Annotated in this window: 17 protein-coding genes; 8 read left to right on the top strand and 9 right to left on the bottom strand. The window is 68.8% G+C overall.

All coding sequences use genetic code 11. From position 1 onward, the window contains the following. Nucleotides 1-8 precede the first annotated feature (8 nt). The gene (locus tag LGR69_RS04540) at nucleotides 9-2,051 is read right to left on the bottom strand and encodes a protein meaA (RefSeq protein ID WP_230365307.1); all 2,043 of its coding nucleotides are present in this window, start codon (nucleotides 2,049-2,051) and stop codon (nucleotides 9-11) included. A gap of 411 nt (nucleotides 2,052-2,462) precedes the next feature. On the opposite strand from LGR69_RS04540, the gene LGR69_RS04535 reads away from it, so the two are divergent. From LGR69_RS04535 to LGR69_RS04525, 3 genes are all read left to right on the top strand, one after another. Beyond that, nucleotides 2,463-3,935: a catalase gene (locus LGR69_RS04535; RefSeq protein WP_230365306.1), complete on the top strand. Its 1,473-nt coding sequence runs from the start codon at nucleotides 2,463-2,465 to the stop codon at nucleotides 3,933-3,935. A 181-nt stretch (nucleotides 3,936-4,116) separates the two neighbouring features. Then, the gene (gene ccrA / locus LGR69_RS04530; protein WP_230365305.1) at nucleotides 4,117-5,403 is read left to right on the top strand and encodes a crotonyl-CoA carboxylase/reductase; all 1,287 of its coding nucleotides are present in this window, start codon (nucleotides 4,117-4,119) and stop codon (nucleotides 5,401-5,403) included. 193 nt (nucleotides 5,404-5,596) lie between these two features. Further along, entirely contained in the window at nucleotides 5,597-5,905 is a 309-nt protein-coding gene (locus LGR69_RS04525; protein WP_007563236.1) for an alkylphosphonate utilization protein, read from the top strand. A 137-nt stretch (nucleotides 5,906-6,042) separates the two neighbouring features. Here the strand turns inward: LGR69_RS04525 and LGR69_RS04520 are convergent, their stop codons facing one another. Next, the gene (locus LGR69_RS04520; RefSeq protein WP_007563234.1) at nucleotides 6,043-6,219 is read right to left on the bottom strand and encodes a hypothetical protein; all 177 of its coding nucleotides are present in this window, start codon (nucleotides 6,217-6,219) and stop codon (nucleotides 6,043-6,045) included. 249 nt (nucleotides 6,220-6,468) lie between these two features. Here LGR69_RS04520 and LGR69_RS04515 point away from each other — a divergent pair, with 249 nt between their 5' ends. Then, a complete protein-coding gene (locus LGR69_RS04515) occupies nucleotides 6,469-7,929 on the top strand; it encodes a S1 family peptidase (protein WP_230365304.1) in 1,461 nt (486 codons plus the stop codon). 76 nt (nucleotides 7,930-8,005) lie between these two features. Here LGR69_RS04515 and LGR69_RS04510 read toward each other — a convergent pair whose 3' ends face one another. The 7 genes from LGR69_RS04510 to LGR69_RS04480 form a co-directional block, all read right to left on the bottom strand. Beyond that, nucleotides 8,006-8,161 (bottom strand): hypothetical protein, encoded by a 156-nt coding sequence (locus tag LGR69_RS04510; RefSeq protein WP_007563230.1) that lies wholly within the window; start codon nucleotides 8,159-8,161, stop codon nucleotides 8,006-8,008. Nucleotides 8,162-8,284: 123 nt separating this feature from the next. Beyond that, a complete protein-coding gene (locus tag LGR69_RS04505; protein ID WP_230365303.1) occupies nucleotides 8,285-9,334 on the bottom strand; it encodes a cysteine synthase A in 1,050 nt (349 codons plus the stop codon). Nucleotides 9,335-9,373: 39 nt separating this feature from the next. Next, complete coding sequence (locus tag LGR69_RS04500) at nucleotides 9,374-10,357, bottom strand: sulfate/molybdate ABC transporter ATP-binding protein (protein ID WP_050733640.1); 984 nt, start codon at nucleotides 10,355-10,357, stop codon at nucleotides 9,374-9,376. A 58-nt stretch (nucleotides 10,358-10,415) separates the two neighbouring features. Next, a complete protein-coding gene (gene cysW / locus LGR69_RS04495; RefSeq protein WP_007563215.1) occupies nucleotides 10,416-11,297 on the bottom strand; it encodes a sulfate ABC transporter permease subunit CysW in 882 nt (293 codons plus the stop codon). Further along, nucleotides 11,290-12,144: a sulfate ABC transporter permease subunit CysT gene (gene cysT / locus LGR69_RS04490; RefSeq protein WP_050733610.1), complete on the bottom strand. Its 855-nt coding sequence runs from the start codon at nucleotides 12,142-12,144 to the stop codon at nucleotides 11,290-11,292. Before cysT ends, cysW begins: the two co-directional genes overlap by 8 nt. A gap of 10 nt (nucleotides 12,145-12,154) precedes the next feature. Beyond that, on the bottom strand, nucleotides 12,155-13,192 hold the full coding sequence (locus LGR69_RS04485; protein ID WP_370881372.1) for a sulfate ABC transporter substrate-binding protein: 1,038 nt from the start codon (nucleotides 13,190-13,192) through the stop codon (nucleotides 12,155-12,157). 320 nt (nucleotides 13,193-13,512) lie between these two features. Next, complete coding sequence (locus LGR69_RS04480; protein ID WP_007563209.1) at nucleotides 13,513-13,698, bottom strand: hypothetical protein; 186 nt, start codon at nucleotides 13,696-13,698, stop codon at nucleotides 13,513-13,515. 145 nt (nucleotides 13,699-13,843) lie between these two features. Between LGR69_RS04480 and LGR69_RS04475 the strand changes: the two genes are divergently transcribed. From LGR69_RS04475 to LGR69_RS04460, 4 genes are all read left to right on the top strand, one after another. Next, nucleotides 13,844-14,182 (top strand): hypothetical protein, encoded by a 339-nt coding sequence (locus tag LGR69_RS04475; protein ID WP_007563207.1) that lies wholly within the window; start codon nucleotides 13,844-13,846, stop codon nucleotides 14,180-14,182. Between the two features lie 162 nt (nucleotides 14,183-14,344). Continuing rightward, entirely contained in the window at nucleotides 14,345-17,425 is a 3,081-nt protein-coding gene (gene fdnG, locus LGR69_RS04470) for a formate dehydrogenase-N subunit alpha (RefSeq protein ID WP_081496973.1), read from the top strand. 14 nt (nucleotides 17,426-17,439) lie between these two features. Further along, nucleotides 17,440-18,375 (top strand): formate dehydrogenase subunit beta, encoded by a 936-nt coding sequence (gene fdxH, locus LGR69_RS04465; protein ID WP_007563200.1) that lies wholly within the window; start codon nucleotides 17,440-17,442, stop codon nucleotides 18,373-18,375. 258 nt (nucleotides 18,376-18,633) lie between these two features. Then, entirely contained in the window at nucleotides 18,634-19,356 is a 723-nt protein-coding gene (locus tag LGR69_RS04460; RefSeq protein WP_091863415.1) for a formate dehydrogenase subunit gamma, read from the top strand. Nucleotide 19,357 lies beyond the last annotated feature (1 nt).

Below are 19,357 nucleotides of genomic sequence, written 5' to 3'. Positions count from 1 at the left end.
GATCCCCCTCAGTAGACCTGCGCGCCCTCCCGCGCCGGCTCCGGCGGGCTGCCCTGCCGGTCCAGACTCTTCTCCACCACCTTGGCCAGGCCGATCATGATCGCGTCGATGGCGTAGTCCTTGGGGGTGTAGACCGCGCGCACGCCCATGTTCTTCAGGACCAGCTCGTCCTCGGGGGAGATGATGCCGCCGACCACGACGGGGATGTGGTCGAGCCCGGCCTCGCGCATCTGGGCGCGGACCTCGCGGACCAGCGGCACGTGGCTGCCGGACAGGATCGACAGGCCGACCACGTGGGCGCCGGTCTCCTTGGCCTTGGCGACGATCTCGGCCGGCGTCTGGCGGATGCCGTCATAGGTGACGTCGAAGCCGACATCCCGGGCGCGCAAGGCGATCTGCTCGGCGCCGTTCGAGTGGCCGTCGAGGCCGGGCTTGCCGACCACGAGCCGCGGGGTCTCGCCGAGCCGCTCGCCGAGATCGGCGATCAGGAGCTTGGCCTCCTCGGCCGCCCCGGAGGAGACGGTCTCGACCGTCACCCCGGTGGGCGCCCGGTACTCGCCGAAGACCTGCCGCAGGCGCTCGCCCCACTCGCCGGTCGTGACGCCGGCCTTCGCGGCCGCGATCGAGACCGGCATGATGTTGGCGCCCGAGCGCGCGGCCTGCTCCAGGGCGTCGAGCGCCTGGCCCACCGCCCGGTCGTCGCGCTTGCTGCGCCAGTCGCGGATGCGCCCCTGCGCCTCCATCTCCACCGTCTCGGAGACGGAGAAGATCGCCCCCTCCCCGGCGGTGAGCGGCGAGGGCTCGCCCTGCTGCCACTTGTTGACGCCGACGACGATCTGCTCGCCGGCCTCGATCGCCGAGATCCGCTTGGCGTTCGACTCGACCAGGGCGCGCTTGAGGGCGCCGGTCTCCACCGCGGCGACCGCGCCGCCGATACCGCCGATCCGCTCCAGCTCCGCCCGGGTCTCGGCCTTCAGCGCCTCGACCTTGGCCTCGATGACCGTCGAGCCGTCGAAGATATCGTCATATTCCAAAAGGTCGGTCTCGAAGGCCAGGATCTGCTGCATGCGCATGGACCATTGCTGGTCCCAGGGCCGCGGCAGGCCGAGCGCCTCGTTCCAGGCCGGCAGCTGCACCGCCCGGGCGCGGGCGCGCTTGGAGAGCGTCACGGCCAGCATCCCGATCAGGATGCGGTGGACGTTGTTCTCCGGCTGCTGCTCCGTCAGGCCGAGCGAGTTGACCTGCACGCCGTAGCGGAAGATCCGCTTCTTCGGGTCGTCGATGCCGTAGCGCTCCTGGGCGATCTCGTCCCAGAGCTCGGCAAACGCCCGCATCTTGCAGATCTCGGTGACGAAGCGCAGCCCGGCATTCACGAAGAACGAGATCCGCCCGAAGACGTCGGAGAAGCTCGTCGCGTCGAATGCGGGGTCGTCGCGCACGGTGTCGAGCACCGCGATGGCGATGGCCAGCGCGTAGGACAGCTCCTGGACCGGCGTCGCCCCCGCCTCCTGCAGGTGGTAGGAGCAGACATTCATCGGGTTCCACTTCGGCACGTTCTTGGTCGTGAACAGGATCACGTCCTTGGTGAGCCGGAGCGAGGGCGCGGGCGGGAACACGTAGGTCCCGCGCGACAGGTATTCCTTGATGATGTCGTTCTGGGTGGTGCCCTGGAGGGCGTCGAGCGGCGCGCCCTGCTCCTCGGCCACCGCCAGGTAGAGCGCCAGCAGCCACGGGGCCGTGGCGTTGATGGTCATCGAGGTGTTCATCTGGGCGAGCGGGATGTCCTGGAACAGGGTCCGCATGTCGCCGAGATGCGCGATCGAGACGCCGACCTTGCCGACCTCCCCGCGCGACAGCTCGTGGTCCGGGTCGTAGCCGGTCTGGGTCGGCAGGTCGAAGGCCACCGACAGGCCGGTCTGGCCCTTGGCGAGGTTGCCCCGGTAGAGCGCGTTCGACTCCGCAGCGTTGGAATGGCCCGCATAGGTGCGGATGATCCAGGGTTTATCGCGGGGCGTCTTGTCGCCCCCGGTCTCCGCGACGCGCGCGCCCATCCTGGCCTCCGTATGGTCTTCTTCACTATCCGCGCTCGGGGCGCAGTCTTGGCCGCACCGTAGCGAAGGCGGCCGGGCGCGTCATCCGCGACAGAAGTGCAACGCGCGCCAGTACTGCTTGGGCGGCCTTTAAAAAACTTGCCCGAGCGGACAGCCGGATTTGAGGGCCGGTCCAGGCCCCTTCACAAGCCCCCTTCACAAGCCCGCGCGCGAGCCAGAATTTAACGGCTCCAAACGGGAACCGGTGCGTTGGACCGCCGGCGATCGCACCGGCACCGTTTCGCACGCGTGCGGCCGCCAAGTCGGGCGCGACCGGTGTCGCCCCCGATTCCAGATCCGTGACTCACCGCGCTCTCCCGTGCCGGACCGGATGGATCGGCCGGCGGGGAGCGCCTCCAAGGAGCGACAGCGATGGCCGACCAGAGCCCGCGCCTGACCACCGCGTTCGGCAACCCCATCTCCGACAATCAGAATTCGATCACCGCGGGTCCCCGCGGGCCCGTGCTGATGCAGGACTACCACCTCATCGAGAAGATGGCCCATTTCAACCGGGAGCGGATTCCGGAGCGGGTGGTCCACGCCAAGGGCTACGGGGCCTACGGCACGTTCCGGCTGACCAAGTCGCTCAGCGCCTACACCCGCGCCAAGGTGCTGACCGAGGTCGGCAAGGAGGTGCCGATGGTCGCCCGGTTCTCCACGGTGGGCGGGGAATCCGGCTCGGCCGACACCGCCCGCGATCCCCGCGGCTTCGCGCTGAAGTTCTACACCGAGGAGGGCAACTGGGACCTCGTCGGCAACAACACGCCGATCTTCTTCGTGCGCGACGCGATCAAGTTCTCCGACTTCATCCGGACCCAGAAGCGCGATCCGCGCACGCACCTGAAGCCGCATTGGCGCCGCTGGGACTTCTGGAGCCTCTCGCCCGAGGCGATCCACCAGGTGATGATCCTGTACAGCGACCGCGGCACGCCGAAATCGGCCCGGTTCATGAACGGATACGGCTCGCACACCTTCTCGCTGTGGAACGAGCGGGGCGAGCGGCACTGGGTGAAGTTCCACTTCCACACGAAGCAGGGCATCCAGAATTTTTCCGCCGAGGAGGCCGATCGGATCGCCGGCACGGATCCGGACTACTCCGCCGCCGACCTGTCCTCGGCGATCGAGCAGGGCGACTTCCCGAAGTGGAAGGTCTCCGTCCAGATCATGCCGGAGCTCGATGCCGACACCTACCGGATCAACCCGTTCGACCTGACCAAGGTCTGGCCGCACGGCGACTACCCGCTGATCGAGATCGGCGAGATGGAGCTGAACCGGAACCCGGAGAACTACTTCGCCGAGATCGAGCAATCGGCCTTCGAGCCGTCCAACGTGGTGCCGGGCATCGGCTTCTCGCCGGACAAGATGCTGCAGAACCGCATCCTGTCGTACTCGGACGCGCACCGGTACCGGCTCGGCGTGAACTACCACCAGATCCCGGTGAACCAGGCCAGGAACGCCAAGGTGCAGACCTACCATCGGGACGGGGCGATGCGGACCGACGGCAACCACGGCGCTCAGGTGGACTACCAGCCGAACTCCTTCGGCGGTCCCGTGGAGGATCCGGCCTTCGCCGAGCCGCCCCTGCGCATCCGGGGCGATGCGGCGCGCTACGGCTGGCCGAACGATGACGAGGACCTCTACGGCCAGCCGCGCCAGCTCTGGTCGAAGGTGCTGAACGACGGGGAGCGCGAACGGCTCGTCAAGAACATCGTCACCTCGATGGGCGATTCCCCGCGTCACATCCAGGAGCGGATGATCGCCCACTGGTATAAAGTCCACCCGGATTTCGGCCGCGGGGTTGCGGAAGGTCTCGGGATCGACACCCGGCAGGCTGCCGCCGAATAATACTTGGTCTGCCGGAAAGGCGAATTTGAATACGGAGGCGCCGGCCTTGAGCCGGCGCCTTTTTCACATCTGAAACCCTTGGGTTTCGACTTTCGGCCCACTTGGACGCTTCGGATATCGCCGCTATAGCGCGATGAGAACCGCGGCCTTCGAGAACCACGCGGGACGAGAGGAGAGCGAGATGGCGGCGAGCGCTGCGGTCAGTCCGGCAGGCGGCGAGGTCAAGGACCTCTACGAGATGGGCGAGATCCCGCCGCTGGGTCACGTGCCGGCCAAGATGTACGCCTGGGCGATCCGGCGCGAGCGCCACGGGCCCCCGGAGCAGTCCCACCAGCTCGAAGTGCTGCCGGTCTGGGAGATCGGCGACGACGAGGTGCTGGTCTACGTCATGGCCGCGGGCGTCAACTACAACGGCGTCTGGGCCGGCCTCGGCGAGCCGATCTCGCCCTTCGACGTGCACAAGGGCGAATACCATATCGCCGGCTCGGACGCCTCCGGCATCGTCTGGAAGGTCGGCGCCAAGGTGAAGCGCTGGAAGGTCGGCGACGAGGTCATCGTCCACTGCAACCAGGATGACGGCGACGACGAGGAGTGCAACGGCGGCGACCCGATGTTCTCGCCGAGCCAGCGGATCTGGGGCTACGAGACGGGGGACGGCTCCTTCGCGCAGTTCTGCCGGGTGCAGTCCCGCCAGCTGATGCACCGGCCCAAGCACCTCACCTGGGAGGAGGCCGCCTGCTACACGCTGACGCTGGCCACCGCCTACCGCATGCTGTTCGGCCACGCGCCGCACACGGTCCGGCCGGGCCAGAACGTGCTGATCTGGGGCGCCTCCGGCGGCCTCGGCGTGTTCGGCGTGCAGCTCTGCGCGGCTTCGGGCGCCAACGCGATCGCGGTGATCTCGGACGATTCGAAGCGCGACTACGTCATGAGCCTCGGCGCCAAGGGTGTGATCAACCGCAAGGACTTCAACTGCTGGGGGCAGCTTCCCACGGTGAACTCGCCTGAGTTCCACGCCTGGACCAAGGAGGCGCGGAAATTCGGCAAGGCGATCTGGGACATCACCGGCAAGCAGGATGTCGACATCGTCTTCGAGCATCCGGGCGAGGCGACCTTCCCGGTCTCGGCCCTGGTGGTGAAGCGCGGCGGCATGGTGGTGTTCTGCGCCGGCACCACCGGCTTCAACATCACCTTCGACGCCCGCTACGTCTGGATGCGCCAGAAGCGGATCCAGGGCTCGCACTTTGCCCATCTCAAGCAGGCCTCGGCGGCGAACCAGTTCGTGATGGACCGCCGGGTCGACCCGTGCATGAGCGAGGTGTTCCCCTGGGACAAGATCCCCCAGGCTCACACCAAGATGTGGAGGAACCAGCACCCGCCGGGCAACATGGCCTGCCTGGTCAATTCCCCGCGGGCCGGCCTGCGCACCGTCGAGGACGTGATCGAGGCCGGCCCGCTCAAGCGCTGACGCCGCCCCCGGCCTCCGCCGCGTGCGGGGGCCGGATCGGCGATCCTGAAGGCTGCCCCTTGCCCCCGGCCCGGCCGGGAGCGAGAACGGCCGCGCTTGTTCCAGCATCCGAGCCGGGGCGATGACCGATTCGGCGTGACGGGCGCGGGCAAGCGGGGTGACGGGCGCAGCGCCCGGACCCGGTACCGGGGGTATGGTCTTGGCGGGCGACGACGAATCTTACGTGTACGACGAGGCGACGGGCGAGTGGCTTCCGCCCGGTCAGGCGGCCGCGGCAGCGCCCGGACGGGCGGAGGTGCGCGATTCGGCCGGCAACGTCCTGGCCGACGGCGATTCGGTCACCCTGATCAAGGACCTGAAGGTCAAGGGCGCGAACCAGACCCTGAAACAGGGCACGGTCATCCGGTCGATCCGGCTCACGGACGATCCCGAAGAGATCGATTGCCGCCACGACACCATCAAGGGCCTCGTCCTGCGCACGGAATTCGTGCGCAAGCGGTAGGACTTCAGGGTTTCAAAAGGTCCGGGACCTTTTGCGGGTCCAGGGCAGAGCCCTGGGTTGAACGAAGCGCGATGCCATCGGGGCTCTCGCCCCGATGGCCCGCCGAAGGGCTCAGCCCTTGTGGAAACCCCGTTCTTCTACCGGCGCTTGGTCTCTTCCTGCGGCAGGTGACGCCCGTAGGTCTCCTGCTTCTCGGCGCGTTCCCGGATCAGGTCGGCATAGGCCTGCCGCATCTCGGGGGAGACGCTGACGCTCTTGCCCTTGGTGGGCTTGCGCTTCGGCGCCTTCTTGAAGGTGTTGCTGGTCTCGCTCATGCCGGGCTCCGCGTCGGACCATGGCGGCGGCGCGCGGCCGGCAGGAGGTCCGAGTCGAGTCCCGATTCGGATATCCGGGCCGGCCCGCGAGGCCGGACCCCTGCCCTCTAGCGCATCGCGCGGCCGCGTGCACGGGAGAGCGGCGCCAGGACGAGCAGATTTCCGTGCGCGTTACCGGCCGCGGGCCTTCGATCTGGCGCGCAGCCGAGGCCTCTGCCAAGGTTGCCGCGTTGAGCGTCGGGGACGGCGATGGATTCGCATCGAGCAGGGCAAGAACCGGATCGTGAGACTGCGCCGCGTGGCCGGCGGACGCATCCGCTCCTGGCGGCGCTGCTGCTGGGGTGTCTGACGGCCCCTGGTCCGGCCCTCGCCCAGGACCGTCCGGTCCCGGCCCGGCCGGTTCAGCCCGCGCCGAGGGCGGCGTCCCCTGCCCGGCCCGCTGCGCCCGATCCGGCCTTCGAGGCGACGAAGGCCGCGTTCGAGGCGCTGCCCGAGGCGGAGCGCAAGGCAATCCAGGACGCGCTGGTCTGGACCGGCGACTTCAACGCCGTGGTCTCGGGGGCGTTCGGCCGCCGGACCTTCGACGCGCTGAGCGCCTACCGGACCCGGACGGGCGGCGCCGATCCCCTCGACCCTCGCTGCCGGGCGGCGCTGCTGGCGGCCGGCGAGTCGGCCAAGGCCGCGGCCCGCTTCCGGATCGCCGCGGATCCCGCCAGCGGCGCGATGATCGGCGTGCCCGAGCGCCTGCTGTCGAAGCGCACCGCCCTGCCATCCGGTACCCGCTGGCAGAGCGCGGACGGGCGCGTGACCCTGGAGACCCGGGCCTTCCCGCCCGGGACCGAGACCCTGGACAGCCTGTTCGACCAGGCCACCGCGCCGCTTCCCAACCGCAAGGTCACCTACAAGCTGCGGCGGCCGGAATCGCTGGTGGTCACCGCCGAGGCCGGGCCCGGCCTGTCCTACATCCGCTACGATGCCGGGCCGCAGGGCGTGCGCGGCTTCCTGATCGGCTACGACCGGGCCCTGGCCGCGGAGGTCGGCCGCCTGGTGATCGCCGTGGCCAACGCCTTCGAGCCGTTCCCGGCGGCCGGCGCGTCGGCACCCCCGAAGCCCGCCGCGAGCGGATTGTCCGCGGCCCCCGCGGCGCCGCCGCCACGGGCGCTCACTTCAACCGCCGAGGGAGCCGGAACCGGGCTCGTGGTCGCGCCAGGGCGTGTGCTCACCGCATCCGCGGTGCTGGAGGGCTGCGCCGCGCCCCGCATCGGCCCGTCATCGGCTCGGGTGCTGGCCACCGATCCGGCCGGCCTCGCGCTGCTCGAGGCGTCGGGCATTCCGGCCCCGGCGCGCCTGTCCGTGCGGGCGGATGCGCCCGCGGCCGACGAGGCTCTGATCGCCCTGGCGGCGGGGCCGGACGGGGGATCGGCGGCGCCAGCCAACGCGGTGACGGGCGGCGTGATCGCGCCGCTGCAGCCGGGTGCGGGTGGCGCGCCGGTTCTCGACCGGTCGGGCCGTCTCGTCGGGCTCGTCGCCCGCTATCCGACGGCCCCGCGGCGGGTCGCCGGGATCGTTCCGCCCGCGCGCCTGGCCCTGGTGCCGGCCCAGGCGGTCGCGGCCTTCCTGGCGGCTCAGGGTATCGCCGAAGCGAAGCCACGCCCGGATGGCGGGCCCGGCGCTCTGGCCCCCGCACTGGTCGCGATCGCCTGCCGGTAGGGTGCGGCCGTCACGGACGATCCCGCCGGACCGAATCCGGTCCGGCGGGCCCTGCGTCCGAGAGGGTGTGCGGTGCTTAGAGCCGGCCGGTGACCAGCAGGACGATCAGCACGATCAGCAGAATGCCGCCGAGGCCGAAGCCCGGGCCGCGATAGGCGCCGCCGCCCAGGAAGCCGCCGCCGCCGAAGGCCAGGATGATCAGGATGATGAGGAGAATGGTAACGAGGGACATAGAACGGGCTCTCCGGACGGTCGCGCTGTTGCGAGCGTGACCGTTCAAACGCTGCGACAATCCGTTCCGTTCAACACAGGGCCACGCTTTTGTGAGGATATTGCCCGGATGAGGCGGTAGTTCTCAGGCGTGCCAATCCGGCAACACATCCTGCGGCGCCTCCAGCCAGCCCGGGACCGGCAGGTTCCGTTCGGTCAGGAAGGCCGGATTGAACAACTTCGAGGCGTAGCGCGCCGCCCCGTCGCACAGGATCGTCACCACCGTGTGGCCGGGACCGAGCTCCCGGGCCAGCCGGATCGCCCCGGCGACGTTGATGCCGGACGAGCCGCCCAGCGACAGGCCCTCCTCCCGCATCAGCCCGAAGACGATGTCCAGCGCCTCGCGGTCGGGGATCCGGAAGGCGTGGTCCGGGGTGAAGCCGTCGAGGTTCCGGGTGATGCGGCCCTGGCCGATCCCCTCGGTGATCGAGGAGCCCTCCGCCTTCAGGGTGCCGCTTGTGTAGTGGGCGTAGAGAGCCGAGCCCTCCGGGTCGGCGAGTGCAATGCGCAGGCCCGGCTTCCGGGCCCGCAAGGCCGCCGCGGTGCCGGCCAGCGTCCCGCCGGTCCCGGCCGCGCAGACGAAGCCGTCGACCCGGCCGCCGGTCTGCGCCCAGATCTCCGGGCCGGTCCCGTCCACATGCGCCTGACGGTTCGCGACGTTGTCGAACTGATCGGCGAAGAACGCGCCCGCCGGCTCCGTAGCCGCGAGTTTTTCGGCCAGCCGCCGGGCGACGTGGACGTAGTTGTTCGGGTTGGCGAACGGCACCGCCGGCACCTCGACGAGGCGCGCGCCCGCGAGCCGCAGGGTCTGCTTCTTCTCCTCGGACTGGGTGACCGGGATGACGATCAGCGTCCGGTAGCCGCGCACGGAGGCCACCAGGGCGAGGCCGATACCGGTATTGCCGGCCGTGCCCTCCACGATGGTCCCGCCCGGCCGGATCAGGCCCTTCGCCTCGGCATCCTGCACGATGGCGAGCGCCGCCCGGTCCTTCACCGACAGGCCGGGATTGAGGAACTCGGCCTTCCCGAAGATCTCGCAGCCGGTCGCCTCGGAGGCCCGGCGCAGGCGGATCAGCGGTGTCTGGCCGATTGCCGAGAGAACGTCGGGATGGGCGGTGCGATTCGGGATCGTCATGAGCTGGAGCCTAGGCGGATGTGCGGTGTCTGACGAGCTTCACCCGAACACATGCCCGCCGTTGATCCGCAGGCCGACCGGATGGCCGGCCGGGTAGCGGACGCCGTCGAAATCCTCCACCGCGAGCACGCGGCCCTGGTCGTCGGCCACCTCGATGCGCTGGCGGCCCTGGCTGCGGTAGGAGCTGCGCACGGTGCCGGAGAGATGCGCCGCCTCGGGCTCGGCGAGCTGCAATTGCCACGGCCGGACATAGAGCTTGACCGGGCCGATGATCCCGGCGGGCGCCGCCACCGGGGTCTCCCGGCCGCGCACCAGCACGCGGCCGCCCTCGGCCAGCGCCTCGACCTCGACGTGGTCGCCGAGGAACTTCATCACGGTCGCGGAGGCCGGGTGCTCCTGGACCTCGTCCGGGGTGCCGACCTGCTCGAGGCGGCCGCGGTCGAGCACCGCGACGCGGTCCGACAGCTCCAGGGCCTCGTCCTGGTCGTGGGTGACGAAGATCGTGGTCTGGCCAGTGCGGTCGTGGATCTCGCGCAGCCAGCGGCGCAGGTCCTTGCGCACCTGCGCGTCGAGAGCGCCGAAGGGCTCGTCCAGCAGCAGGACGCGGGGCTCGACCGCGAGCGCCCGGGCGAGCGCCACCCGCTGGCGCTGGCCGCCCGAGAGCTGCGACGGATAGCGGTCGCCGAAGCCCGAGAGCCGGATCAGGTCGAGCAGGTCGCCGACCCGGCGCTTGATCTCGGCCCTGGCCGGGCGCTCGGCGCGCCGCCGCGCGTTCAGCCCGTAGGCGATGTTGTCGGCCACGCTCATGTGCTTGAACAGGGCGTAGTGCTGGAACACGAAGCCCACCGCCCGCTCCTGCACGGCCAGCCCCGTGGCGTCGTCGTCGCCGAACAGGATCCGGCCCCGGTCCGGCGCGTCGAGACCGGCGATGATCCGCAGCAGCGTCGTCTTGCCCGAGCCCGAGGGGCCGAGCAGCCCGAGCAACTCCCCCGCCCGCACGTCGATCGACAGGTCGTGCAGCACCGCGGCCGTGTCGAAGGTCTTCGAGATGCCCTCGACCCGGATCGCCGTGGACGGGCGATCAGTGAGCCCGGCCGTGCGCAAGCTCGCCCGCGAAGCGCCATTCGAGGATGGATTTGAGGACGAGGGTGATGAGGGCAAGGACAGCGAGGAGCGTAGCGACGGCGAAGGCGGCGACGAAGTTGTACTCATTGTAGAGGATCTCCACGTGGAGTGGGATGGTGTTGGTCAGGCCGCGGATGTGGCCGGACACCACCGACACCGCCCCGAATTCGCCCATCGCCCGGGCATTGCAGAGGAGCACGCTGTAGAGCAGGCCCCAGCGGATGTTGGGCAGCGTCACCGTGCGGAACGCGTGCAGGCCCGAGGCGCCGAGCGTCAGGGCCGCCTCCTCCTCCGCGGAGCCCTGTTCCTGCATCAGCGGGATCAGCTCGCGGGCCACGAACGGGAAGGTCACGAACACGGTGGCCAGCACGATCCCCGGCAGGGCGAACAGGATCTGGATCCCGTGGTTCAGCAGCCAGCCGCCGAACAGGCCCTGCGAGCCGAACAGCAGCACGTAGATCAGGCCCGAGACCACCGGCGAGACCGAGAAGGGCAGGTCGATCAGGGTGATCAGCAGCGACTTGCCGGTGAACTCGAACTTGGCGATCGCCCAGGACGCCGCCAGGCCGAACACCACGTTGAACGGCACCGCGATCGCCGCCACCGTCAGTGTCAGGCGGATCGCGCTCCAGGCATCCGGCTCCCGGAACGCCGCCAGGAAGGCGTCGAGCCCCTTCGACAGAGCCTGGGTGAACACCGCGATCAGCGGCAGGACCAGGAACAGCGCCAGGAACGCGATCGCGATCCCGATCAGGACGACGCGCGTGCCGGTCCCTTCCGAGGCGACCGGCTCCGTGCGCGCAGCGGGCGCGAAGGTCGGGGAGAAGATCTCAGACATAGCCGAATCGCCTCCGGCTCCAGGCCTGGATCAGGTTGATGGCGAGGAGCGTCAGGAACGAGATGCCCAGCATGATCGTGGCGATCGCCGCCGCCCCGCCGTAATCGAACTCGGACAGCTTGATCACGATCAGGAGCGGCGCGATCTCCGAGACGTAGGGCAGGTTGCCGGCGATGAAGATGATCGAGCCGTACTCGCCGACCCCGCGGGCGAAGGCCATGGCGAAGCCGGTGAGCACCGCCGGGATCAGCGGCGGCAGCACCACCCGGGTCAGGGTGGCGAACCGGGTGGCCCCGAGGGTGGCCGAGGCCTCCTCGATCTCCTTGTCGATCTCGGCGATCAGCGGCTGCACGGTCCGCACCGCGAAGGGCAGCCCGATGAACACCATGGCGATGAAGATCCCCACCGGCGTGTAGGCCGCCTGGATCCCGAGCCGGGCGAGCGGCGCGCCGAGCAGCCCGTCGGGGGCGTAGAGCGAGGCCAGCGCGATGCCGGCCACCGCGGTCGGCAGCGCGAAGGGCAGGTCGACCGCCGCGTCCACGAGCTTGCGCCCCGGGAAGCGGTAGCGGGTCAGGACCCAGGCGACCAGGAAGCCGAAGGCCGAGGCGGTGAGCGCGGCGAGCGCCGAGACGCCGAAGCTGAGCTTGAGGGCGCTGGCTACGCGCGGATCGGTGGCGACGTCCCAGATCCCCGAGAGGCCGAGCCCGGACGCCTTCACGACGAGCCCGGCCAGCGGCAGCAGCACGATGAGCCCCAGGCAGGTCAGCGTGTAGCCGAAGCTGAGCCCGAAGCCCGGGATCACGCTGGGACGGCGGAAGGTCCGTTTGCGACGCGGCGTCTCGACCATGATTCCCGCCTCAGCGGCCGGCCCGGCTCAACCGGTCGAACAGGCCGCCGGCGTCGAAGTTCCGCTTCTGGATGTCGTCCCAGGAGCCCTGCATGTCCTCGATCTTGAACAGCTTGATTTCGGGGAGCTGCGCGAGGTCGGCGGCCGCGGCCGCCTCGCGGCGGATCGGCCGGTAATGGTGCTTGGCGAAGATCGCCTGCGCGCGGTCGCTGTAGAGGAAGTCGAGATAGGCCTGGGCGGCCTTGGTGGTGCCCTTGCGCTCGGCATTGGCGGCCACCAGAGCTACCGGCGGCTCGGCGTAGATCGAGGTCGGCGGCGACACGATGTCGAACTTGTCGGCGCCGAATTCCTGGAGGACCAGGTAGGCCTCGTTCTCCCAGGTCGGCAGCACGTCGCCGAGCCCGCGCTGCGCGAAGGTCACGGTGGAGCCGCGGGCGCCGGTATCGAGCACCGGCACGTTCTTGTAGATCTGGCCCACGAAGGCGTCGGCCTTGGCGGTGTCCTTGTCCTGGGCGTAGGCGTAGCCCCAGGCGGCCAGGAAATTCCAGCGGCCGCCGGCCGAGGTCTTCGGATTCGGGGTGATCACCTTCACGTCGGGCTTGGTCAGGTCGGCCCAATCCTTGACGCCCTTCGGGTTGCCCTTGCGGACCAGGAACACCACCGTCGAGGTGTAGGGCACGGCCTCGTTCGGGAGCTTGGTCCGCCAATCCTCGGGGATCTTGCGGGTCAGCTTGGCGATGGCGTCGATATCGGACGGGATGCCCAGCGTGACCACGTCGGCATCGACGCCGTCGATCACCGTGCGGGCCTGGGCGCCCGAGCCGCCATGCGAGGCGCGCACCGTGATCGGCTCGCCGGTCTTGGCCTTCCATTCCTCGGCGAAGACGGCGTTGATCTCGCGGTAGAGTTCCCGGGTCGGGTCGTAGGACACGTTGAGCAGAGCGGTCTCGGCCGCGGCCGGCAGGAAGCCGTTCAGCAGGCCGGCGCCGACCAGCATCGACAGCCCGACCGCCCGGAAGGCCCGGTTCCGTGCCGCACCGTTCTTCATCACGTCCGCTCCCCCAGCCGCCGACGGCCGCGCCACACGAAGACGCGCCCGGAACGCCTTGGATCGTTCGTTTTATCGAACGAAGTCAAGCCGTCCGGACGTGTCTGCGTCAGCGTCGTCGCGGTGCAGGATCGGCGGAATCGCCCGGAACACAAGCGTGCTCAGAGCCCGCTCCTGGCAGAGGGCATGGATCTTCTCTCGCGCGCGGCGCAGGGAGAAGAATGTCGGCGTGTTTCCGGGTCTCTTAGAAAGAACGAACTGGCGTGCGCTGGCGCACATTTCATCCGCCAGGGCTCCGCCGGGCTGGGTCGCGGGGCGCCTTACGGCTTGGGCTTGGCGAGCTGCTGGACCAGCGCTTCGAGGCGCTGGCTGATCGGGGCCGCCAGCGTGTCGGCATAGGCCGAGCGCAGGGTCTGGCCGAGATGGCGCCGCACGCTCGGGCCGAGCGCTCCCGCGTTCGTGGAGGCTGCCGTCTCGGACGGGCGCTCCGGGTGCGTCTTCGTCATGATCCCGACTCCTCCGCACATCCCTGCTTCGAGAGTGGCAAGGCTTGGTTAAGAAGCCGTCACGCGGCCGCCGCAGCGAACCGGAACTGGCCGCCCCGGGGCTACGTTGGCGGGCATGACTTCTCACACAGATCGGATCCGCCCCTTGTCCCGCTCACTTTCCCTGACCCTGACGGCGTTCCTGGCGGTCGCGGCGGCAAGCCCCGCCCTAGCGCAGACCAAGCCCGGCGAGATCAAGGGGATTGACGCGATGGGCGACAAGTCACGCAGCGCCCAGGACGGCTGGAGCCAAGCGCCGGTGCCCCGGGAGCAGTCGGCGGCCAAGGACGCGCCGAATCCGGGCGGCAAGTCGATCGGCGAGAACGCCAACCGGCCGGTCCCCGGCGCCGATACCGGCAACTCCACCGGGACCGAGCCGCAGGCGCCGCTGGACCACCGCACGGGCGGCCCCTCCGGCCACAACCCGGCCGCGCCCGCCAAATAATCCGCCGTCCGAAAAGATCTGGTTTCCCAGGATGATAGCCGGCATTCGAACGTGCCGGCTAAAAGACGACGGCGCCGCGCGCTGTGTCACCCAATCGCACTTGCCTCGTGCACGCTTTTTTGGGACACCCTGGAATTATACCAGATCGCTTTAGGAGCGGAGATGACGGTCCAGGTCTCTAGGCGTGGCCTGCTCAAAGGGGCCGGCGCCGGCCTCGCGGGCGGCTCGCTCGGCGCACTCGGCTTCGGCGGACTTCAGCCGGCCATGGCGGCCGCGGTTCGGCCCTTCAAGCTCGCGCAGATGCGCGAGACGCGCAACACGTGCCCGTACTGCTCGGTGGCGTGCGGCGTCATCCTGTACAGCCTGGGGGACCGCTCGAAGAACGCGCGCTCCTCGGTGATGCATATCGAGGGCGATCCCGATCACCCGGTCAACCGCGGCACGCTCTGCCCGAAGGGCTCGGCGCTGCTCGACTTCGTGCATTCCGAGACCCGCACGAAGTACCCGCTTTACCGCGCCCCCGGCACCTCCGAGTTCAAGCGCGTCTCCTGGGACTTCGCGCTCGACCGGATCGCGACCCTCCTCAAGGAGGATCGGGACAAGAACTTCCTGGCCAAGAACGAAGAGCTCACGGTCAACCGCTGGACCACGACGGGCTTCCTCGGCGCCTCGGCCACCACCAACGAGACGGCCTGGCTGACCTACAAGACAGTCCGAAGCATGGGGGCCCTGGTCTTCGATAATCAGGCCAGGGTTTGACACGGTCCGTCGGTCGCCAGTTTGGCGCCCTCCTTCGGACGCGGTGCGATGACCAACCTCTGGATGGACATCAAGCACGCGGACGTGATTACCGTGATGGGCGGCAACGCCGCCGAAGCGCATCCGTGCGGATTCAAGTGGGTCGTCGAGGCGAAGGCCCATAACAACGCCAAGCTCATCGTCGTCGACCCGCGCTTCACCCGCACGGCGTCGGTGGCCGATCTATACTGCCCGATCCGGCAGGGGACCGACATCGCGTTCCTGTCGGGTGTCGCGAAGTACCTGATCGACAACGACAAGCTGCAGCACCGCTACGTCGCGGCCTATTCCAACGCGGGCTACGTCGTCCGTGAGGGCTACGATTTCAGCGAGGGCCTGTTCGCCGGCTACGACGCCGACAAGCGCGACTACGACAAGACCACCTGGGACTACGAGATCGGTCCCGACGGCTACGCCGTGGTCGACGAGACGATGCAGCATCCGCGCTGCGTCATGCAGCTGCTGAAGAAGCACATCGCCATCTACACGCCCGAGATGGTGGAGCGGATCTGCGGCTCGCCGAAGGAGACCTTCCTGAAGGTCTGCGAGTTGATGGCGACCACGTCCTCCCCTGAGCGGACGATGGCCTCCCTCTACGCGCTCGGCTGGACGCACCACTCCAAGGGCTCGCAGAACATCCGGTCGATGTGCATCGTCCAGACGCTGCTGGGCAATATCGGCATGCTCGGCGGCGGCATGCAGGCCCTGCGCGGTCACTCCAACATCCAGGGGCTGACCGATCTCGGGCTGATGTCGAACCTCATCCCGGGCTATCTCAACCTGCCCGTGGAGAAGGAGCCGGACTACGCGAGCTACATCGCCAAGCGGCAGTTCAAGCCGCTGCGTCCGGGCCAGACCAGCTACTGGCAGAACTACAACAAGTTCTTCGTCTCGTTCCAGAAGATGATGTGGGGCGACAAGGCGACGAAGGAGAACGACTGGGCGTACGATTACCTGCCCAAGCTCGACGTGCCGACCTACGACGTGATCCGTGGGTTCGAGCTCGCCAAGCAGGGCAAGATGACCGGCTACGTCATCCAGGGCTTCAACCCCCTGCTGTCGTTCCCGAATCGCGCCAAGATGACGGAAGCCTTCTCCAAGATGAAGTTCATCGTGGTGATGGATCCGCTCAAGACGGAGACCGCCCGGTTCTGGGAGAACCACGGCGAGTACAACGACGTCGATCCGACCAAGATCCAGACCGAGGTGTTCGAGCTGCCGACCACCCTGTTCGTGGAGGAGGAAGGCTCGCTGTCGAATTCCAGCCGCTGGCTGCAATGGCACTGGCAGGCGCAGGAAGCGCCGGGCGAGTGCCGCTCGGACATCGAGATCATGTCGGAGATCTTCCTCCGCGTGAAGGCGGCCTACAAGAAGGATGGCGGCGCGTTCCCGGACCCGATCGTCAACCTGAAATGGGACTACGCCATCGCCGAGTCGCCGACGCCGACCGAGCTCGCCCGCGAGCTCAACGGCTACACGGTGGCGCCGACGCCCGACCTCAACGGGACGATCATCCCGGCGGGCAAGCAGGTCGACGGCTTCGCCCAGCTCAAGGACGACGGCACCACCGCCTGCGCGTGCTGGATCTACTCGGGCTGCTACACCGAGAAGGGCAACACCATGGCCCGCCGGGACAACAATGATCCCGGCGACCGCGGCATCGCCCCGAACTGGGCCTTCGCGTGGCCGGCCAACCGGCGCGTGCTCTACAACCGGGCGTCCTGCGACCCGGAGGGCAAGCCCTGGTCGGAGAAGAAGAAGCTCATCGAGTGGAACGGCAAGCAGTGGATCGGCTTCGACGTGCCGGATTACGGCGTCACCGTCGCCCCCGATAAGGGCGTCGGGCCGTTCATCCTGAACCAGGAGGGCGTCGCCCGCCTGTGGACCCGGGGGCTCATGCGCGACGGGCCGTTCCCGACGCATTACGAGCCGTTCGAGTCGCCGATGGCCAACATCCCGTTCCCAAAGATCAAGGGCGCCCCGGCGGCCCGGATCTTCAAGGACGACCTGGCCGATCTCGGCGACGCGAAGGAGTTCCCCTACGCGGCGACGAGCTACCGTCTGACCGAGCACTTCCATGGCTGGACCAAGCACGCCCGGATCAACGCGATCCTCCAGCCGGAGGCCTTCGTGGAGATCTCGGAGGAGCTGGCCAAGGAGAAGGGCATCACCAAGGGCGGCTGGGTCCGCGTCTGGTCGAAGCGCGGCTCGCTGAAGGCCAAGGCGGTGGTGACCAAGCGGATCAAGCCGCTGATCTGCGACGGCAAGCCCGTCCACGTCGTCGGCATCCCGCAGCACTGGGGCTTCATGGGCCTGACGAAGAAAGGATGGCACCCGAACTCGCTGACGCCCGTGGTGGGTGACGCGAATACCGAGACGCCGGAGTTCAAGGCCTGGCTCGTGAATATCGAGCCGACCACGCCGCCGTCCGACGCGGTCGCCTGAGGGGAGCTGAGATCATGGCCGATTACAGCTCCCTCGATATCCGTCAGCGCTCCGCCTCCACGGAGACGCCGCCGGAGATCCGCCGCCAGGTGGAGGTCGCCAAGCTCATCGACGTGTCGAAGTGTATCGGCTGCAAGGCCTGCCAGTCGGCCTGCGAAGAGTGGAACGACCTGCGCGACGACATCGGCATCAATCGCGGTGTCTACGACAACCCCCACGACCTCACGCCGAAGTCGTGGACCCTCATGCGGTTCACCGAGTACGAGAACCCGGAGACCCAGAACCTCGAATGGCTGATCCGCAAGGACGGCTGCATGCACTGCACCGAGCCGGGCTGCCTCAAGGCGTGCCCGTCCCCGGGCGCGATCGTGCAGTATTCCAACGGCATCGTCGACTTCATCGAGGAGAACTGCATCGGCTGCGGCTATTGCGTGAAGGGGTGCCCGTTCAACATCCCGCGCATCAGCCAGACCGACCACAAGGCGTATAAGTGCACCCTGTGCTCGGACCGGGTCGCGGTGGGGCAGGCTCCGGCCTGCGCCAAGGCGTGCCCGACCGGCTCGATCATGTTCGGCACCAAGCAGGCGATGATCGAGCAGGCCGAGACCCGCGTCGAGGACCTGAAGTCGCGCGGCTTTCAGCATGCCGGCCTCTACGACCCGGCCGGCGTCGGCGGCACGCACGTCATGTACGTGCTGCACCACGCAGACCAGCCGAGCCTCTATGCCGGCCTGCCGAACGACCCGAAGATCTCGCCGCTGGTCGCCTTCTGGAAGGGCGGCGCCAAGGTGTTCGGGCTCGCCGCGATGGGCTTTGCCGCGGTGGCGGGCTTCTTCCACTACGTGACGGCCGGCCCGAACGAGGTCGTGCCGGAGGAAGAGGAGGAGGCGGTCGAGTTCGACGAGGCCAAGCGCCGCGAGAGCGGCGGCGACGAGGCCCGTCCGCACTGACACGTCTTTCGGGCCGGCACGGTGGCCCGAGAGACGCGACATGCCCCCTCTCCCGTGCGGGAGAGGGTTGGGTGAGGGACCCGGGTCTTCCGGAGAGGTCGCACCCCTCACCCTGTCCCTCTTCCGTACGGGAGAGTGGACCCGCGGCCGGTCCTGCGATCGCGTAGATCCGACGGGCCGCCCGATCTAAAATTCCAGAGCCAGCCCTCGCCGCCGCTGCGGCGCAGGGCCGGCGCCACGTCAGGCGCGAGAAGGCCGATGACGAGCCAGAACGATATCCGGGACGGTGATTCCCGCCCGCTGCATCACGCCAGGTCCGAGGCGCCGGAGGTGATGTACGTCCCGCGCTACACCGGGGTTCAGCGCGTGAACCACTGGATCACCGCGATCCTGTTCACACTGCTGACCCTCTCGGGGCTGGCGATGTTCACGCCCTACCTGTTCTCGCTGACCGGCCTGTTCGGCGGCGGGCAGGCGACCCGGGCGATCCATCCCTGGTTCGGCGTCGCCCTGGCGGTGAGCTTCTTCTTCCTGTTCGTGCGCTTCTGGAAGCTCAACATCCCCAACAAGGACGATGTCGAGTGGACCAAGCATATCGGCGACGTGGTCACCAACCGGGAGGATCGCCTGCCGGAGCTCGGCAAGTACAATGCCGGCCAGAAGGGCGTGTTCTGGGGTCAGACCGCGCTGATCGGGGTGATGTTCGTCACCGGCCTCGTGATCTGGAACACCTATTTTGGCGGGCTGACCACCATCGAGACCCAGCGCTGGGCGCTGCTCGCCCACTCGCTCGCCGCCGTGATCGCCATCGCGATCATCGTGGTCCACATCTATGCCGGCATCTGGGTGCGGGGCACCGGCCGGGCGATGGTGCGCGGCACGGTGACGGGTGGCTGGGCCTACCGGCATCACCGCAAGTGGTTCCGGCAGATCGCCGGCGCCAAGGTGCGCCGGGGCTCGGTCGACAAGCGCGGATCCTGAG

The organism is Methylobacterium brachiatum, from assembly GCF_020523825.1.
Taxonomy (GTDB): Bacteria; Pseudomonadota; Alphaproteobacteria; order Rhizobiales; family Beijerinckiaceae; genus Methylobacterium; species Methylobacterium brachiatum.
This window is presented reverse-complemented; position numbering and strand designations above follow the sequence as displayed.

What these genes read in the sequence shown, in the direction of transcription:
- LGR69_RS04525 (WP_007563236.1), top strand. Translation starts at nt 5,597, where the DNA reads ATGGTCTTGGCGGGCGACGACGAATCTTACGTGTACGACGAGGCGACG.
- ccrA (WP_230365305.1), top strand. Translation starts at nt 4,117, where the DNA reads ATGGCGGCGAGCGCTGCGGTCAGTCCGGCAGGCGGCGAGGTCAAGGAC.
- LGR69_RS04540 (WP_230365307.1), bottom strand. Translation starts at nt 2,051, where the DNA reads ATGGGCGCGCGCGTCGCGGAGACCGGGGGCGACAAGACGCCCCGCGAT.
- LGR69_RS04480 (WP_007563209.1), bottom strand. Translation starts at nt 13,698, where the DNA reads ATGACGAAGACGCACCCGGAGCGCCCGTCCGAGACGGCAGCCTCCACG.
- LGR69_RS04460 (WP_091863415.1), top strand. Translation starts at nt 18,634, where the DNA reads ATGACGAGCCAGAACGATATCCGGGACGGTGATTCCCGCCCGCTGCAT.
- LGR69_RS04510 (WP_007563230.1), bottom strand. Translation starts at nt 8,161, where the DNA reads ATGTCCCTCGTTACCATTCTCCTCATCATCCTGATCATCCTGGCCTTC.
- LGR69_RS04505 (WP_230365303.1), bottom strand. Translation starts at nt 9,334, where the DNA reads ATGACGATCCCGAATCGCACCGCCCATCCCGACGTTCTCTCGGCAATC.
- LGR69_RS04535 (WP_230365306.1), top strand. Translation starts at nt 2,463, where the DNA reads ATGGCCGACCAGAGCCCGCGCCTGACCACCGCGTTCGGCAACCCCATC.
- cysW (WP_007563215.1), bottom strand. Translation starts at nt 11,297, where the DNA reads ATGTCTGAGATCTTCTCCCCGACCTTCGCGCCCGCTGCGCGCACGGAG.
- LGR69_RS04485 (WP_370881372.1), bottom strand. Translation starts at nt 13,192, where the DNA reads ATGAAGAACGGTGCGGCACGGAACCGGGCCTTCCGGGCGGTCGGGCTG.
- cysT (WP_050733610.1), bottom strand. Translation starts at nt 12,144, where the DNA reads ATGGTCGAGACGCCGCGTCGCAAACGGACCTTCCGCCGTCCCAGCGTG.
- LGR69_RS04520 (WP_007563234.1), bottom strand. Translation starts at nt 6,219, where the DNA reads ATGAGCGAGACCAGCAACACCTTCAAGAAGGCGCCGAAGCGCAAGCCC.
- fdxH (WP_007563200.1), top strand. Translation starts at nt 17,440, where the DNA reads ATGGCCGATTACAGCTCCCTCGATATCCGTCAGCGCTCCGCCTCCACG.
- LGR69_RS04515 (WP_230365304.1), top strand. Translation starts at nt 6,469, where the DNA reads ATGGATTCGCATCGAGCAGGGCAAGAACCGGATCGTGAGACTGCGCCG.